Here is a 16,013-nt window from a genome sequence, read left to right on the forward strand (position 1 = left end):
CATAATTTGCTAAATTTTTGTGATCAAATTAATAGGAATAGAAAATGTTAAAACAAGAAAGAGCAGACTATATTGTAGAGGCCTTAGAAGAGCTTTATCCTGAGACACCTGTACCACTTGATCATACGAATGAGTTCACTTTGCTCATTGCAGTTCTTTTATCTGCGCAATGTACTGATGAAAGAGTTAATCAAGTGACTCCGGCCCTTTTTGCTAAAGCTGATAATGCTCGAGATATGATGAAATTATCTCAAGATGAAATTAAAGAGATCATCAAGCCTTGTGGACTTTCACCGAGAAAATCTAAGGCAATTTACGACCTTTCAAGAATTCTTGTAAGTGAGCATGGTGGTGAAGTACCTGCTAGCTTTGAAGAGCTTGAAAAGCTACCTGGTGTAGGTCATAAAACTGCATCTGTTGTTATGGCACAAGCTTTTGATGTGCCAGCTTTTCCTGTTGATACTCATATTCATAGACTAGCCCAAAGATGGGGTCTAACAAAAGGAAAGAATGTCGTTCAAACAGAAGAAGATTGTAAGAAGCTTTTTCCTAGAGAGCTTTGGAATAAACTTCATCTTCAAATTATTTTCTATGGCCGAGAGTATTGTAAGGCAAGGTCATGTTTTGGCCTAGAGTGCCCAATCTGTCGCCACGTATATCCAAACCGTAAATCAAAAGTAGAGACAAAGAAATGAGAGTAACTCGAATTAATGATTTTGATATTCTATTACATGAAGGAAGCACAAAGAAGTCCGTCGTTGTACTGCATGGTTACGGTGCTAGCTTTCAGGACCTCGCTCCTTTATATCAATACCTAGATCCAAAAGAAGAGCTAAACTGGTACTTTGTTGATGGGCCTTTAAAAGTTGATATTGGCATGGGGATGAAAGGAAGTGCATGGTTTCCAATTGATATGATGGGACTGCAACAGGCAATGATGGCCCAAAGAGTAGAGGACTTCTTCTCTCAAGTGGTACCAGATGGAATTGAAGATATGCGAGACCGATTAATCCATCTTATAAAAGAAATTAAAAAGAATAGTGAAGAATTATACTTAGGTGGATTCTCACAAGGCTCTATGATGAGCTTAGCAATTGCATACAAGGAGCCAGCTCTTGTGGATCGCCTCTTTTTACTTTCTTCTACATTGTTTGATGAAACACATATCGCTGAAAATACTAAACATATAAGACATATTCCTATTTTCCAATCTCATGGTACAGGTGATCCTGTTTTACCGTATTTTTTAAGTGAAAAGCTTAAAACCTATTTGGAAAAAGTTGATCAATATGAATTTCATCATTTTGAAGGTGGCCATGAAATTCCGATGCCTATTTTAAATAAATTGCAACGCTTCTTAGAAGAAGGAAGAGAATAATATGATTAGTGGAAATATTAGAAAAATGAAATCAGAGCTAGGGGATGTCGTTCAATACCATCTGCCAATGGGAGATGAGCTTGTTGATATGAATGCTCTAATTGAAAAGAAAATCAAACTAAGTTTTGATGGTCAGATTAATTCAATTTACTCTGGTGAATTAATAAAGAAGTCATATTCTCAAGGTTATTCTTATAAAGAAATGATCACTCTTGCTCAATGTGACTCATGTATTGTGAAGCCTGAAAAGTGTCATTATCACAGAGGAACATGTCGTGAACCAGAATGGGGGGAAAAACATTGTATGATCCCACACTATGTTTATCTGGCCGTATCTAGTCATGTCAAAGTCGGTATAACTCGACACACTCAAATTCCTACTCGTTGGATAGATCAAGGAGCTAGTTATGCTCTACCGATTTTACAGGTTCCAGACCGAAAGACATCAGGTGAAATTGAAGTCGAAATTGCAAAAAGTTTTTCTGATAAAACAAATTGGCGAAAGATGCTAATGAATGAGGTTGCAGACGAAGACTTAGAAATGATTAGAGATCAAATCTATGATGACTTTGCGGATTTAATCGATGATTTTGGTCTTGATGATTTAGAAGAAGAAGTAACACATATAAATTATCCTGTTGTGGAATATCCAACTAAAGTTAAGTCTCTTGGTTTTGATAAAAATCCTGTCATTGAAGGAACTTTAATGGGGATTAAAGGACAATATCTAATTTTAGATACAGGTTGTGTAAACATGCGAAAGCATGGTGGATACTTTTTAAATCTTGAGTATTAAATATCAAGTTCTAATTCTAATTCAGACTCTTTTGCGTGTTTGATTATAAGGTCTTTTAAGCCTTTCGTAGAAATAATATGGTCTGTTAGTGAAAACTTATGCGAAAGAGGTATTGCACAGCCGTTATCACATTTTGCATCAGTCGTTACAACGTGAACAGTTTGGACAGGCTTTTTATTATTGAAACTGGCCATCCATTGAAAATGCTCATGAATCTTATCTGAGATATTTTGTAAGATCTCATCTTTTCTATCAAGATTAAATAGAAAACGACCTGTATCTTTTTGGCGGCCGTTAACTAAAATATTCATGACGCCTTTTTCTTTTAAATGTACACTATTGCTTAAACACTTTGGACAAAACATTACTTTTCCTTAAATTTAAGTATAATTATAAGAGCTAAATAAAAAATAATAAAGGGTAAAATATGGAACCGATCAAAAGAGCTATTCCAATGCGTGATGGTGTCAAAATCTATACGGAAGTTGTCGAGCACGGTGCTAAGTATTGGTTGATTGCTAGTCATGGGATAGGTGAGCACTTAGGTCGTCATAAATACCTTCAAGAAGTCTTTGGTTTTGATGTCAATGTTTTCCAATACGATCTAAGGGGGCATGGCCGTAGTGGTGGTGAAAAAGCCTATATTGATCCTTTTGATCAGTTCATGGAAGATCTTAAAGACATTATTCAATACTTAAAAACAAATTATAAAATGGAAGGCTATATACTTTATGGTCATTCGATGGGGGCCCTTATTACTTGCGGCTTTGTTCAAAACTATTTGGGTGATGATATTGAAAACCTTAGGGCGATGATCGTTAATGCACCTCCTGTGGGAGTAGGTGGCCCACTTGGAAAATTTGTCAATAAAGTGAAATCTGGGTTTTTTAATAAATTAGCTAATATCAAAATGTCAGTACCACTTGGTGGACTAGTTGATCTCAATACTTTATCTCATCGAAATCAAGTTATTGAAGAGTTTAATAATGACCCTTTAAATCATAAGAAGCTCCATACGAAATTATTACTAGAAATGGTCGCTAGTAGTAAGAAAGTCTTTTCAAGACGTATTAACGATAAAGTTGAGAAGTATATTTCATATGGAACGGGTGATACTCTTATCAGTGTGCCAGAACTTGAAAAATATTTAAAAGAAGTAGATCCAAGCTTTACAGTAAGAACAATTGAAGGCGCACGTCACGAACAATATCAAGAAATCGAAAAGTATCGAGTTCCATACTTTAATTACTTAAGGGACTTGGTTAAAAGTTTAATTTTTTAAAGCTTGTCGATATATTCAATAAAGTTTTTAAATACTTTATGACCACCATCAAAACCAGCTTTTAATTTCTCATTAGAGAGTTCCTGCTCAATATGATGATTAATAAAGTCTTGAGAAGCTTCAGGATGTCCTTGAAAACTAAAGAAGGGCAGATCCTTATGTGCAATGCCATCATAAAAACAATCTTTAGACTGGGCCAAGTGAACAAAGTTTTCAGGAAGCTCTTTTACTTCGTAATGATGTGTAATAAATAACTCAAATTTCTCACCTTTAACAAATCCAAATTGATCTTCAAGTATCTCAAGCTCTCTTGTTCCTTCAAATAATTTATTATCAGGTGTTACCATATCAACCTGTGCTCCAAATATGTCTGCAATAAGTTGGTGGCCGAAGCAAATTCCTAAAACAGGAATTCCATTTTCCATTTTTGATTTCATTCTTTTAGCAAGATCAATCTGCCACTTAAGTCGTTGATATACATTTGAATCAGAACCAAAGATGATATATCCACTTGCTTCTTCTATCTTATCAAGAGATTCACAGCCAAATTTTGAAACCCAGTGGTAAGTAAAGGGCCTATTAAAGTTTTGTATTATTTGGTTCATACAATTGTATGAAGGATTCTCAATAGAGCAGTCGATAATAGCAATTGGCGATTTCATTTTTATCAATTTCCTATGGTTTTAACTTACAGGATTGTATGGTCAAAATTATTAAGTGTCAGCGAAAATTGAAAGTTTAATTATTGTAAAAACTAAACAGGCCCGTAATTTTGGCGATTTTATCAATCATAAGAAACTAAACTCGATTCGTTTTATTGAAAAGGCCTTAGTTTATATAGTTAACTTAATTTTTTGTGCTTATGTGATTTCAAGCATTTCAATATCCATTTTGACATTAAGTTAAATAATCTTTGAAAACTTGAGTTAAGTCATTAATTTTAGGTGGATTCTAACTAAAATCAAGTTAAAGTTCTGCTAAAATTAACCCGATAATTAAATAAGGATTTTTGTGAGGTAAATTTTGTCTACAGCAAAGAAATTAGATTCTGAAATACAAGAAGAAGTAAATAACGTGGCCGAAGAAGCTGCGGCAAATGTTCTTGAGTTTTCAATTACTAGACAGATTCAAGATGTTGATCTTTCAAAGTTAGGGGAGAATCCTGAGGACTCGACGGGAAGTCTTACCAATATTAATAGTGGAGCTCAACCTGTTGGAGAGGTTACTCATACTCAAATTCTAAATTTAGCAAAAGCAAATAACGAGGTGGATGTTTTAGAGGCACAAGTTAAACTTATTGCACTCTTTGTTTCAGAGGCCCGTATTCTAGAAGCTGAATTAAATAAGTATATTCATGCTATCCATAAACAAAGCCCACAATCAAAGAAGTATCTTCTTCAGATGAAAAAGGTTGTGAAGGACTTTTCAAATATTGAAAAGATTTTGGATAAGGCAAAATCAGTTAAGTAATCTAAAAATAGATTAGTTTACTTTCTTTGAAGTCTCTTTCTTATCTTTACCATCATTTTGCTTTGAACCCTTTCCATCTTTACCTGGGCCTTGGTCCTCAACTGGAATACTCTTTAATTGACTTGCATAAGTCGTCGTTGAAAAAACTAGGCAAGAGAGCACTGTAAGAGCAATAAAAATCTTCATATTAAACCTCAATGAATAAAACAATTATCTTAAGAATATTTGGCTTATAAAATAAAGACAAATAGTTAAATGCAATGAGTAATTTAATTTTGTATATGTCAGAAAACAGAGGGAATCTTACAGGAAACTAGATTTAAATTGAAGTGAGGTAAGCCTGATCGGTGTCAAACTTACCCCCTTTATAAAATACTTATTTAATAAAAGTTTCTAAGAACTTAACTCTAGTTAGTGCTGGTGGGTGAGAGTGATAGAAAGCACTGTAGAGAGGATCTGGTGTTAATGTACTAGCATTGTCCTTATACATCTTAACAAGAGCATTAATAAGCTCTTGAGGGTTTGAATTTTGAGAAGCAAACTCATCTGCTTCAAATTCATATTTTCTTGATGCCCAAGAAGAGATTGGAGTAATAAAGAAAGTGTAAACACCACTAACAAGTATAAATAGAGTTAGTGCCATGTAAGTTTCACTTGAGTGAACTCCATGCATTTCAAAAAACCAAGTTGTTTGCATAAGTTGACCTAGTATAAAGAGGCCGATGAAGCTGAAGACAAATGCTTTAATCATCATTTTCAGTATGTGCTTACGCTTAAAGTGTCCTAGCTCGTGGGCCAATACGGCCTCGACTTCAGTAGCATTTAAGCTATTAATTAAAGTATCAAAGAAGACAATTCTCTTGTTCTTACCAAAGCCTGTGAAATATGCATTTCCATGGCCACTTCTACGTGAAGCATCCATAACAAATAGTCCCTTACTTTCAAAGTCGACTCTTTTTAGTAGTGCAAGAATTCTATCTTTTATTTCACCATCTTCTAGTTCAGTAAATTTATTAAAAATTGGAGCAATAAAGGTTGGGTAGATCCACATTAGTAGAAGTTGAAAAATTGATAGGAATGCCCAAGCATACGCCCACCAATACTCACCAAGAGATTCCATAATCCATAGGATCCCATAGATAAGTGGAGTTCCTATAATGAGGCCAAGAATTGATCCTTTTAGCATATCTGTGATGAATGTCTTTATTGTCGTCTTATTAAACCCATACTTCTCTTCAATGACAAAAGTCGTATAAAGAGATTCTGGCAGTGACAGGATCGAATTAATGAAACTAAAGGCCAATAAAAAAACCGTTCCGGTTAGTAGGGGAGATAATTCAAATGACGTAATCGTTTTATTAAGAGCATCTAATCCACCAAGTAATGTCCAACCGATTAGGATAATATAGCCAATAAAATTAAATAATTGACCTTTGTTTAACTTCTCCATTGAATAGCGGGCAGCTTTTTGGTGATCTTCTAAAGTGATCTTATCTGCAAACTCTTCTGGTACCTGATTAAAGTTTTTACCAATATGCTTAATATTTCTTTTATCAAGATATGCTTCAACAAGTCCTTTTAGACATACTGCAGAAATGAATATTTTTGATGCCATCGAAAGATTGACCATATGCTTCCTTTTTTTTAACTTCTATAATTGTTATGACCTATATATCATGACAAAAAAAAAGGTATTTGCCTATGAATGTTCATCAAATTTATACGGATTCTCCGCTTCGAAACTACAATTACATTGTCGAGCTAGGCAATGGAGAAGTTGCTGTTGTGGATCCAATTTATCCAAAGTTAGTAAATGAGTGGTTGGTGGAAAACAACCGCGTTTTAGCTGTTGTTCTCTTGTCCCATGGCCATCATGATCACGTTGCTGGTGTTGATGAGTTAGTTCAGCAACATGGTGCTCAAATCTGGGGACATAAAGATAGCTACAAGAAAATAGATCGTATTCTAGAAGACGGTGAGAAGATATCCACCGCACTTGGAGAGATGGAAGTTATCGAAACTCCAGGCCATACGATGGATCATCTATGTTTTCTATTTTATGAATCGGGTAAGCAGGTTGAAATAATCACAATGGATACTGTTTTCAATGCCGGAATTGGAAATTGTAAAAATGGTGGAAACCTCGATGTATTTGTAGAAACAATCTTAGATTTGAATGAGAAGGTTGAAGATCAAGTGATTCTATGGCCTGGTCATGACTATATCGAAAATAACTTACGCTTCACTCTTAGTATTGAACCTGAAAATGAAGACGCAAAAGAGCTTCTTGAACAAGTTCACAAAGAAGGAAGTGTTAAGTTTCGAACAAATTTTGCAACTGAGCGGAAAGTGAATTTGTTTTTGATGACGAAAGATGTAGAAGAGATTAAGAAATTGAGAAACAAACGAGATAAATGGTAAAAATTAAATAGGAGAGTTGATATGAGTTTTCCAAAAATTGGAAATATGGCGCCAGCATTTACACTTAAAAATCAAGACGAAGAAAAAGTAAGCTTAAAAGACTTTAAGGGTGAGAAAAATGTTGTTCTTTACTTCTACCCAAAGGCCATGACACCTGGTTGTACGACTCAGGCTTGTGGAATTAGAGATTATAAGAAGAAATTTGCAAATGCTGATACTGTGGTTCTAGGAGTATCTCCAGATGAGCCTAAAAGGCTTGTACGCTTTATAGAAAAGCAAAAACTTAATTTTGACCTTCTTTCAGATCCTGATCACAAGATTATGGATAAGTATGGTGTTTGGGGCCTTAAGAAATTTATGGGTAAAGAATACATGGGTGTGATGAGAACAACTTTTATCATTGGCAAAGACGGTCGTCTGAAATATGTAATGGATAAAGTTAAAACAAAGTCACATCATGACGATGTCCTTGATTGGATTAAAGAAAATCTATAGACCCTGGGAATTGTATGAAAATTTTAATTTTATTCTTACTTGTAAGCTCAAGCTTTGCTTCAACAATAGAGATTATGTCTTATAACGTTGAGAATCTTTTTGATGCTCAAAAAGATGAAGGCAAGAACGACTGGGCCTATCTTCCAAAGAATACAAAAGGGAAGAAAGAAGCCTGTGCAAAAGTTAAATCAAAATATCGCCGTAACGAATGTTTTGATGCTGACTGGACTCAGGAAAAAGTTGATATGAAACTCTCTCAAATTAAAGATGTTATCTTAAAAGAGAGAAAGAAACTTCCAGGAATTCTTGTTCTTTCGGAAATTGAAAATGCAAATGTTATTGGCCAACTTGCAAAGGTCTTAGGATATAAGAAGTACTACACATCTAATTCTCCTGATTACCGTGGAGTTGATCTTGCTGTTCTTTTTAATGAATCATCGGATTTAAAATATGTTGGAAGTAAAGAGCATGTTTTAAAAGATGAATATTTTAAGAAGAGACCTTCTAGAAATATTTTTGAAACTCAATTTAAACTAAAGGGAAAAGATCTTTATATCTTTGCTAATCACTGGCCAAGTTTAGGTAATCCTGATCACGCTAGAGTTGTAGCTGCTAAGACATTGAAGTCGCGTATTGATGAAATCCTAAAAAAGAATACTAAAGCTTCTGTTGTTGCTGTGGGTGACTTCAATACAATTCCAGAGTTAAAAGCCGCTGATAATAAGCACCCAATGAGGGATGTTCTTTTAAAAGATAAGACAATCGTTGATGTCGAAAAGACTTTTAGAGCTGATAAATCACTTAGTAGTAAGAAAAAGCTTCCTCCGGGGACATATTTTTACAAAAGAGGTGGGCAGTGGAATCACCTTGATAGAGTCTTCGTTCCAAAAACGATGTTAGATGAGAAGGCCCCTATTAGTTTAGTTCTAGGATCTTATCAGATTTATGCACCTGACTTTATCAGAGAGCCTCAACCTGCAACTGTAGTAGAGGAAGATATTGAAGAAATGAGAGATCGTGGATTTAAGCTTTATGAACAAAAGAAAATTGAAACGCCTCCAAACCGTTATGATCACCTTGCTAAGAAAAAACAAAAAGCAGGGTTCTCAGATCACTTTCCAATTGTATTTGAATTAAAATATTAGAATAAAAAAAGGGCCATGATCGGCCCTTTCTTATTTTATTTACCATAAACACTTAAGAAATATTGATATGTACATTCTCTTGTTACACCGTTTTTAGTGTATTGATCTTCATAGTGATCTCTACATCTTTTCATGAAGTTACGAGCAGAATTATCTTCTTTTCTTCTTCCACGAAACTCAAATTGAAACCCAGCATAATTTGGAGTAACAATTGGATGAATCGACATATCCCACTTTTCGTTTCTATTTATTTCAAATTCTTCAGCGTAAAATAACTTACCTGTTAAATGTCCTACTAGAGCTCCAATGGCAACATCACTTGCCCAGTGAGCCTTGTCGTGAACTCTCGACCAACCTCCAACAGCTGCCGCAGTGTAGGCAAGTACAGGAATAATCGTTGATTTATCTTTGTAGTGTTCAGCAATTACAGTTGCAAAGGCAAAGGCCGTTGTCGTGTGACCTGAAGGAAATGAAACGTTATCATTATCCCAATTAAATCCTGTGAAATCTGTATGGTCATCAGTTTTATTAGGGCGTTTACGACTAAAAGTCATTTTCCCTGCTCTGGTAATTAGGCCAGATATTGCAGTTGCCTTAAGTGCTACTTTTGCAACTCGAGTTACTTCATCATTATCAATTACTACACCTAATACATATCCAGCAGCAGAGATACCAATTGGCATACTTCCAGCTTTTTCTCCCCAAAAGGCAATCTCTTCAGTGATTTCTGTGCGATTGTCTTGAGCAAATTGGATTAGTTCTTCATCATTATTAAAAAGTAAGATAGCTGTACTTGCAGCAGCACCAATTGTTAATAATTCTGAATTTGTGAGACCTACCGGTAACGTTTGATATTCGGGACGGAAAGTAAACTCACCATATCGGTTTATAACTCCATCTTCTTCATATCGTGGTTGAATGACACTATCTTTACCCATTCCTGGACAGATTCCATCTCTAAGAAACTCTTCAACAGTACATGTTGCATAGGAATTCATTAAAATTGAAAGGCAGGTGATGGCCTTTAGTATCGACTTAATACTCATTCTCTCTCTCCAGTAGTAGGCTTAATATAAAATGAGTATAGACCTAAACTAAGTATTAAACTGTTTAGTATGTAGTATTTCTACCTATAGTTAATTTTTAGACGATTTTATTTAGTTAGTGATTTCAGGATGTTACGGGATATTTAGAAGACGTGCCATTTCAAAATAAGCTTGCGCAGACTTGAAGCGCTCAAATTTATAAAATCTCTTCTGAAAGCTTCTCTCATGTCTTTTTCTTTCTAGTAGAACAGCAGTACCAACTTCGGCAAACATTTCAGTAGGTGAGACTGTGGAGTAGTCAGAAGGAAAGTTATCGTACTTCATCAAAGGATTTTTATCTGTATTAATAAGAGTTGCTTCAACTAGATTATATGAAGTTTCTTGTTGATCACAATTATGCTGATAAGTTAGTTCGCCATCTTTATTATTCCATCCAACCTCATTTATAAAGTGATTGTAGAGCTCAGGCATTTCTTGAGCGATAAAGTGGAAGTACTCATGTGTAAGAGTTAGACTAAATTCATTAAAATCTTTTAAATGGTTCTTGTAGAGAATCAATTGTTTCCATTCTTTTTCATAAAGGCCACGGGTCATAAATTGATCTTTACTTTGTGTTTCAAGCACAATGAATTTTAGATTATCTGTAGTCGAAGTTAACTCTAATTGAAGCAGCTCTTTTATGGCCGTCAATTCTTTCAGGTTTGTCTTGGCAGCGGGAATAATAAGAATATTATATGTAACAAATACATCTCGTTGAATAATTGCTGCATAATCTCTTTCCTGTTCATCAATATTTAAACTGTAGTTAAAGTCTATGAAGTCTGCAATTCCATCTTTATCTTGGTCTTCACCTTGTTCAGTTGATAATGTTGGAAACTCATCTGCAATATTATCAACTCCATCCCCATCAATATCATTGTCAATACTGTCTGGAGTTCCATCTAAGTCTTGATCAAGGAAAAGGAAGAAGTCGTTATTTCTTATTACTTCCATCTCAAGTATTTTTGAGTCTATTTTATATTTTAGTCTTAAGTTAATATCTTTATAAACTTCTTTAGAAATTCTATCAAAAGAATCAAGTGCAATTGAATAATTAGAGGATGCAATAAATATAAAGAGACTCATTAAGGCATAGTTTATATACCTCAATGGAGTCTTCTTATAATTTAATGATTTTTTAATCTTCATTTATGCCCTTTATATCCTAGTGATAGTGAGCTGCCCAAATATCTGCCCAAGCTTCAATAAATCCACCATGACCACCAACAAGTGCATATGATAGGATTGCAGCAGGGAAGTAAAAAGGCCCAAGTAAAGCTGATTGTTTCGCGTGTCCTGCTTCATGCCCTGAAGCGAACCTATGGCCAGTACAGAAGTCTAACTCAAAAAGACCAGCAGACATTTTACTTGGTATATATCCAAGCCCACAAACATCAGCATAGATTTGCATTTTAGAAGCTGAAATTGCTAATCGTGGAAGATCGAAGTTAATCATTCTCATGTAGCGATATGGTGTTACTGTTTCTAAGAAACTTAGGAAAAGGTTTACACCACGGCTAACTGGAACAAGTAGAACTTTCGTTGCAACAAATGCTCCACCAATCATCGTATTGATCAGACCCCATGAGAGATTTGAAGCAATAACAAATAAGTGCATTAGTGGGTGATCTGGATTTGCCGGATCAAAGAGTAATGACTTCTTACCAAATGTTGAATCAAAAGAGGCTAGGGCCTTATCAAACTCTTCTTGCTGCTCTTTTGTTAAGGCCTCTTTTTTATACTCATTGAATTTCTGTATCTTTTCAGAGTTTTCTTGTTTTCCAGAGTTTAAGAGATTATTAATATTTTCACTAATTGCCTCTGGAAGAATATTATGGTCTCTCATGGCCTTAAGTTTCTTTAGTGTTTTCTCAGCATCTTTATCAATAATTTTCATCATACCGATATAGGCCATATGCTGTTGAAGAACTTCTAGCTTGAATTCTTCATCATTTTCACTAAATCGCTTCATATTTTTACTTGAAAGTTTTTCGATATAGTTAATAGATCGCTTAGCATAGCCTTCACTTAGGTTTCTTAGGTATGTTAGAGAATAAAGAGCAAGGACTTCATTTTGTGCAATCTGCTCAGGAGAATTCTCAAGTCTATTAAATTGATTTTTTTTGTATGAATTCTTTCCTGCTTCATAGGTAATAGCATGAATATCCATCGTAAGCTTCTTAACATCAGACATCCACTTTTTGATCTTGGCCTTGCTCTCTTCGTATTTTTCAACGGTTCTTACTCGACGAGTGCGATCATTTGCGCCAAAAGTACGCTTCGAATTTGTCCATGTCTCAAGTTTTGGAGCTTTATTGATAAGATGAGCAATTCTTTCAGCTTTAAACTGAAGATCATTTGCCATGACTAATTTTCCATCATTTAGTGATGATTTAGGCGCAACCTGAAGTGTTGCTTTAAAATCTTCAAAATGATTGTTTATACCTTTGTTTGTAACAACCTTACAAGATGCCATCTGTAGGCAGGCCAGAATGCATAAAGAAGTACTAATGGCCTTCTTTAGTTTAGGGGATGGGGACATAATCTCTCCTTTATATTTATAAAGCTTTGCGAGTTATATCACTTTCATTAAATTTTATTAGAATACTTGAAAATTTGTTAAAGCTGTTCAGATTTTAGTCAATAAACTCGAGCTCGATCTCTTTTCCAAGTTTATTAAGTAGTTGGACAACTTCTTCTTTAAGGCTAGGGTGTGCTTGAACAATAATATCACGATGACCTTCGTGTTTATCGCCTTCAATAGTTGAGTAAAAACATAGTCCTTCGTTGGCCTCTAGTTGAAAATAAAAATAGGCTGATTCTTTCTTTGGAACTCTTACTATTGTTTTAAATATTTCACTCATAAAATACTCGACTACTTTGTTTTTATCGTTGGAAGACTTTGCCTATCCACGAAATTTCATTGACTTAAACGCTTTGTAACCTAAAATATTATTAAAGGCCACTCTTTTATCAAGTCATGGAGGACACATAGTGAAAGATTTCAGGATGAGATTGCCACTAGTTTCTATTTTTATTTTATCTCTTTCAACTACATCTTGTTCATGGATGGGAAAGAGAAAAACATTGTTTGAGGAAGAGGGGACAGCTGATACTCAACAAGCAAAGAGTCAGATGGTGCCAAAGGCTCAGTATGATCAACTTCTTGAAAAGTATGACAAGCTATTAAAAGAAACTAAAGCTCCAAGTTTGGCCGAGCAATACAAATCGAGTTCTAAACCATCAGCTTCGCAAGAAGAGGTGCAACTTGAGATGATTGATGATCTTGAAAAAGCACGTCGAAACGAGTTAGCAGAAACGGTTGATGTTTTTGCAAATGAAGTTGCAGCAAAGAAGCAAAACCAACAAAATGATGATCTTCAATTACAAAAAGAATTAAATTTATTAAAGCAAGCCGAAGGTCTTTTGGCCCAGAATCGATTAGATCAAGCACTTACTATCCTAAAGGATTTAGAAAGTTCAAAACATGGCCAAATAAAAGTAAGAGCAAAATTTTATTTAGCAGAGATGCTTTTTTCTCAAAATGAATACGATTTAGCAATGCAGCTATATGAAGAGATTTTAAGGCAACATGCTTTTTCTGGTCTTGTTATTAAAAGTTTAGGTCGCTTAATTGCATGTACTGATAAATTAAAGTTAAAAAAGAAGAATGAAAAATATCATTCAATTCTTCATGACTTCTTTGGCGAAGCATAAGGGTAGATTTGAAAAAGAGAAATCTAAAATTTCTATTTTGTATCGTAGCTATCATATTGAAAGTGAATCTTTCATATGCTCAAGACGATCTTCAAGATCTCGAATTATTAGATGACAAAGATCTTCTAATGCTACTTGAAGAAGAGGCCGATCAACCTCAGCAAACAGATGTTTCAGATGAAGTCTTAGAAGATGAATTAAAGTCTTTGAAAAATAATCAAAAAGTTAATCTTCCAGGTGAGGAAGTCTTAACAGAAGAAAATAAAAAGAAAATTAATGAGAATAATGCATCAGGAGCTGATTCAATTGATGAAATTGATATTTTGGCCGAAGATGTAAAGTCAGATGTTGAGGTTGTAGAGCCTAGTAAGGCCAATAAGATAAATACCTCTGATAAAAAGGTCTCTCTAGATAAGAACTTATTTAATGTTGGTAAAGAAGAAAAAGAACTTCTTGAGCTAGCTAAATTTGTTGAGAAGAAAATTCCAGCAGATGAGTGGAATGAGTTAGCGACGGCCGCAAAAGTAGATAAGTATGTTGTCCAAGAAGGTGATTGGCTTTGGAAAATTTCAAAGAACCTTTTTGGATCAGGATTTTATTATTCTAAAATTTGGTCAATGAACCCACAGATTACAAATCCTCATGAAATTGAACCAGGACAAATCCTTGTTTTCTCAACAGGTAGTGAAGAATCATTTCCAAAAGTTTCTTTTGGTAGTTTTGATTCTCAAACACCTGAGGATACTAAGGTTGCAGGTGTAAAGGTTGCAAGCTCTGGGGCCTTTTCAAATTATGGTGAGGATATAAAGTCTGACTGGTTAGTTGAGAGAAGAAAGTTAATCGATAAGGGTGCATTCTTTCAGTCATTAACTGAGTCGACGTATCAAGATGTTCTTTCGATGACTGAGATTGAACTAAATACTGATTATAAAAAGTATGCTCCTCCTGTTACAAAAGTTCTTATAGAAGAGCCAACTGAGGAATATGATGAGAATGGAATCTCATCTATTGAAAGGCAAGAAATTAATGTCTCGCAAGGGTTCTATTTAAATACTTTTCTTTCAACAAATCATATTCAAGATCTAGGTTATATATCAGATAAGAAAGATGAAGCTGTTTTGATTCATGATAAAGGTAAGGCCTATGTTCAATTTGATAAGTCTGTCCAAGTAAGACCTGGAGATCAATTTTCGATTTATCAACCACAAGGGAAAGTTTCTCATGAAATCTCTGATCGAGAAGGGCTTCGTTATTCTATTGTAGGTCAAGTAAAGGCAGTAAGAGAACTTGAAGATAATAAATGGGAAGTTGATACTTTCCAAATTGTGGATGTTATTGAGCGTGGAGCACGAATCACTGTTTATACGCCAAAAATTGCAAAAATCTTTCAAACATATAATTCACGTCGTATTGAAGCAGCAATTATTGGTGCATTTAAGGTTCAAGAAAGAGGCTTAGCTCTAGGAGAAGTCATCTATCTTGATCGTGGTCGTGTTGATGGTGTGGAGTTAGGAAATATCTTTGAGATATATTCTTTTAGAGATCAGGGAACAGGAAAGAAAATTAGTTCTCAACCAACTTATGTAAAAGGTGAGGCAACAGTTATTACAGTAACGGATAATTTTGCTACTGCAGTCATTTCATATTCAAATGATGAAATGGGTCTTGGTAATATTGCCCTGACTAAGTCTGAGGCAACTGCAAAGATGGCAGATCAGCTTAGAACTAGTTCACGTGAAAAGGCCTTAGGTGAAAAAGAGAACCTTGCACTTGAGGAACTTGATGTTGAATTAAATTTAGATAATCTTGGTGAAGACTTATTAAAACAAGTTGATGAAATTCGTATTGAAGAAGATGAGCTTGAAGAACTAGAGCGCCAAGAAAGAGAGAAATCAATTATTAAAGAACAGGCGCGTGATCTAAAGGAATTAGAAAAGCTTGAACAAGAATTAATTGATGCAGAGACTAAATTGAATGAACAAAAGATTGATGAAGATACTTACCTAGAGCGTCAAGATCTTAACTTAATTGAAAAAGGTGTTAAGACAAAAGATCCTAATGCACTCGAGTCAATGAATGAGATCGAAGCTAAAGAGGGACGCAAGTATATGGATGAAGATCTGAACAGTAAGGAAAATCCTTATGGATTGACTCCATACGACATCGAAGAAATTGAAGAACTATTGAATAGTGATTCAAATTAATCTATGCTAGCAAAAAATAT

The 16,013-nt window shown here is 34.7% G+C and carries 18 protein-coding genes; 10 read left to right on the top strand and 8 right to left on the bottom strand.

Annotation, left to right across the window (positions count from 1 at the left end):
- Nucleotides 1-44: 44 nt before the first annotated feature.
- From nth to VCM44_RS04775, 3 genes are read left to right on the top strand one after another with little or no spacing between them, the layout of a single operon-like run.
- Nucleotides 45-695, top strand: a complete 651-nt coding sequence (nth, locus tag VCM44_RS04765) for an endonuclease III (RefSeq protein ID WP_334678151.1) — start codon at nucleotides 45-47, stop codon at nucleotides 693-695.
- Nucleotides 692-1,378, top strand: coding sequence for an alpha/beta hydrolase (locus VCM44_RS04770; protein ID WP_114705341.1), 687 nt, complete (start codon nucleotides 692-694; stop codon nucleotides 1,376-1,378). Before nth ends, VCM44_RS04770 begins: the two co-directional genes overlap by 4 nt.
- A gap of 4 nt (nucleotides 1,379-1,382) precedes the next feature.
- A complete protein-coding gene (locus VCM44_RS04775) occupies nucleotides 1,383-2,174 on the top strand; it encodes a DUF2797 domain-containing protein (RefSeq protein ID WP_114706225.1) in 792 nt (263 codons plus the stop codon).
- Here VCM44_RS04775 and VCM44_RS04780 read toward each other — a convergent pair.
- Entirely contained in the window at nucleotides 2,171-2,485 is a 315-nt protein-coding gene (locus VCM44_RS04780) for a hypothetical protein (RefSeq protein WP_133296851.1), read from the bottom strand. The two genes, VCM44_RS04775 and VCM44_RS04780, sit on opposite strands and share 4 nt — an antisense overlap.
- Nucleotides 2,486-2,601: 116 nt before the next feature.
- On the opposite strand from VCM44_RS04780, the gene VCM44_RS04785 reads away from it, so the two are divergent.
- Nucleotides 2,602-3,456 (top strand): alpha/beta fold hydrolase, encoded by an 855-nt coding sequence (locus tag VCM44_RS04785; RefSeq protein ID WP_114705339.1) that lies wholly within the window; start codon nucleotides 2,602-2,604, stop codon nucleotides 3,454-3,456.
- On the opposite strand, the gene VCM44_RS04790 is transcribed toward VCM44_RS04785, so the two are convergent.
- Complete coding sequence (locus tag VCM44_RS04790; RefSeq protein ID WP_334678152.1) at nucleotides 3,453-4,118, bottom strand: type 1 glutamine amidotransferase; 666 nt, start codon at nucleotides 4,116-4,118, stop codon at nucleotides 3,453-3,455. The genes VCM44_RS04785 and VCM44_RS04790 overlap by 4 nt on opposite strands.
- Nucleotides 4,119-4,479: 361 nt before the next feature.
- Between VCM44_RS04790 and VCM44_RS04795 the strand changes: the two genes are divergently transcribed.
- Nucleotides 4,480-4,926 (top strand): hypothetical protein, encoded by a 447-nt coding sequence (locus tag VCM44_RS04795; RefSeq protein ID WP_334678153.1) that lies wholly within the window; start codon nucleotides 4,480-4,482, stop codon nucleotides 4,924-4,926.
- A gap of 12 nt (nucleotides 4,927-4,938) precedes the next feature.
- On the opposite strand, the gene VCM44_RS04800 is transcribed toward VCM44_RS04795, so the two are convergent.
- Complete coding sequence (locus VCM44_RS04800; RefSeq protein WP_158536729.1) at nucleotides 4,939-5,112, bottom strand: hypothetical protein; 174 nt, start codon at nucleotides 5,110-5,112, stop codon at nucleotides 4,939-4,941.
- Between the two features lie 190 nt (nucleotides 5,113-5,302).
- Complete coding sequence (locus VCM44_RS04805; RefSeq protein ID WP_114705336.1) at nucleotides 5,303-6,556, bottom strand: M48 family metallopeptidase; 1,254 nt, start codon at nucleotides 6,554-6,556, stop codon at nucleotides 5,303-5,305.
- Between the two features lie 71 nt (nucleotides 6,557-6,627).
- On the opposite strand from VCM44_RS04805, the gene VCM44_RS04810 reads away from it, so the two are divergent.
- From VCM44_RS04810 to VCM44_RS04820, 3 genes are read left to right on the top strand one after another with little or no spacing between them, the layout of a single operon-like run.
- Complete coding sequence (locus VCM44_RS04810; RefSeq protein WP_114705335.1) at nucleotides 6,628-7,347, top strand: hydroxyacylglutathione hydrolase C-terminal domain-containing protein; 720 nt, start codon at nucleotides 6,628-6,630, stop codon at nucleotides 7,345-7,347.
- Nucleotides 7,348-7,368: 21 nt separating this feature from the next.
- The gene (bcp, locus tag VCM44_RS04815; RefSeq protein ID WP_114705334.1) at nucleotides 7,369-7,842 is read left to right on the top strand and encodes a thioredoxin-dependent thiol peroxidase; all 474 of its coding nucleotides are present in this window, start codon (nucleotides 7,369-7,371) and stop codon (nucleotides 7,840-7,842) included.
- Between the two features lie 14 nt (nucleotides 7,843-7,856).
- A complete protein-coding gene (locus VCM44_RS04820; protein WP_334678154.1) occupies nucleotides 7,857-8,987 on the top strand; it encodes an endonuclease/exonuclease/phosphatase family protein in 1,131 nt (376 codons plus the stop codon).
- 35 nt (nucleotides 8,988-9,022) lie between these two features.
- On the opposite strand, the gene VCM44_RS04825 is transcribed toward VCM44_RS04820, so the two are convergent.
- From VCM44_RS04825 to VCM44_RS04840, 4 genes are all read right to left on the bottom strand, one after another.
- Nucleotides 9,023-10,033, bottom strand: coding sequence for a phosphatase PAP2 family protein (locus tag VCM44_RS04825; RefSeq protein ID WP_334678155.1), 1,011 nt, complete (start codon nucleotides 10,031-10,033; stop codon nucleotides 9,023-9,025).
- A gap of 132 nt (nucleotides 10,034-10,165) precedes the next feature.
- Nucleotides 10,166-11,221 carry a hypothetical protein gene (locus VCM44_RS04830; protein ID WP_334678156.1) on the bottom strand — a complete coding sequence of 352 codons (1,056 nt, stop codon included), beginning with the start codon at nucleotides 11,219-11,221 and terminating at the stop codon, nucleotides 10,166-10,168.
- A 16-nt stretch (nucleotides 11,222-11,237) separates the two neighbouring features.
- Nucleotides 11,238-12,614 (bottom strand): hypothetical protein, encoded by a 1,377-nt coding sequence (locus VCM44_RS04835; RefSeq protein WP_334678157.1) that lies wholly within the window; start codon nucleotides 12,612-12,614, stop codon nucleotides 11,238-11,240.
- Between the two features lie 94 nt (nucleotides 12,615-12,708).
- Nucleotides 12,709-12,936, bottom strand: coding sequence for a DUF4911 domain-containing protein (locus tag VCM44_RS04840; RefSeq protein WP_114705329.1), 228 nt, complete (start codon nucleotides 12,934-12,936; stop codon nucleotides 12,709-12,711).
- Nucleotides 12,937-13,066: 130 nt separating this feature from the next.
- On the opposite strand from VCM44_RS04840, the gene VCM44_RS04845 reads away from it, so the two are divergent.
- On the top strand, nucleotides 13,067-13,789 hold the full coding sequence (locus VCM44_RS04845) for a tetratricopeptide repeat protein (protein ID WP_334678158.1): 723 nt from the start codon (nucleotides 13,067-13,069) through the stop codon (nucleotides 13,787-13,789).
- A gap of 8 nt (nucleotides 13,790-13,797) precedes the next feature.
- Nucleotides 13,798-15,993: a LysM peptidoglycan-binding domain-containing protein gene (locus VCM44_RS04850; RefSeq protein WP_334678159.1), complete on the top strand. Its 2,196-nt coding sequence runs from the start codon at nucleotides 13,798-13,800 to the stop codon at nucleotides 15,991-15,993.
- Nucleotides 15,994-16,013: the final 20 nt, after the last annotated feature.

The sequence above is a fragment of the Halobacteriovorax sp. DPLXC-1 genome (assembly GCF_036903125.1).
GTDB lineage: Bacteria > Bdellovibrionota > Bacteriovoracia > Bacteriovoracales > Bacteriovoracaceae > Halobacteriovorax_A > Halobacteriovorax_A vibrionivorans.

Bases quoted from the DNA above. Each gene is read 5' to 3' on its own strand.
- nth (WP_334678151.1), top strand. From the start codon at position 45: ATGTTAAAACAAGAAAGAGCAGACTATATTGTAGAGGCCTTAGAAGAG.
- VCM44_RS04770 (WP_114705341.1), top strand. From the start codon at position 692: ATGAGAGTAACTCGAATTAATGATTTTGATATTCTATTACATGAAGGA.
- VCM44_RS04780 (WP_133296851.1), bottom strand. From the start codon at position 2,485: ATGAATATTTTAGTTAACGGCCGCCAAAAAGATACAGGTCGTTTTCTA.
- VCM44_RS04785 (WP_114705339.1), top strand. From the start codon at position 2,602: ATGGAACCGATCAAAAGAGCTATTCCAATGCGTGATGGTGTCAAAATC.
- VCM44_RS04790 (WP_334678152.1), bottom strand. From the start codon at position 4,118: ATGAAATCGCCAATTGCTATTATCGACTGCTCTATTGAGAATCCTTCA.
- VCM44_RS04800 (WP_158536729.1), bottom strand. From the start codon at position 5,112: ATGAAGATTTTTATTGCTCTTACAGTGCTCTCTTGCCTAGTTTTTTCA.
- VCM44_RS04805 (WP_114705336.1), bottom strand. From the start codon at position 6,556: ATGGTCAATCTTTCGATGGCATCAAAAATATTCATTTCTGCAGTATGT.
- VCM44_RS04810 (WP_114705335.1), top strand. From the start codon at position 6,628: ATGAATGTTCATCAAATTTATACGGATTCTCCGCTTCGAAACTACAAT.
- bcp (WP_114705334.1), top strand. From the start codon at position 7,369: ATGAGTTTTCCAAAAATTGGAAATATGGCGCCAGCATTTACACTTAAA.
- VCM44_RS04820 (WP_334678154.1), top strand. From the start codon at position 7,857: ATGAAAATTTTAATTTTATTCTTACTTGTAAGCTCAAGCTTTGCTTCA.
- VCM44_RS04825 (WP_334678155.1), bottom strand. From the start codon at position 10,033: ATGAGTATTAAGTCGATACTAAAGGCCATCACCTGCCTTTCAATTTTA.
- VCM44_RS04830 (WP_334678156.1), bottom strand. From the start codon at position 11,221: ATGAAGATTAAAAAATCATTAAATTATAAGAAGACTCCATTGAGGTAT.
- VCM44_RS04835 (WP_334678157.1), bottom strand. From the start codon at position 12,614: ATGTCCCCATCCCCTAAACTAAAGAAGGCCATTAGTACTTCTTTATGC.
- VCM44_RS04840 (WP_114705329.1), bottom strand. From the start codon at position 12,936: ATGAGTGAAATATTTAAAACAATAGTAAGAGTTCCAAAGAAAGAATCA.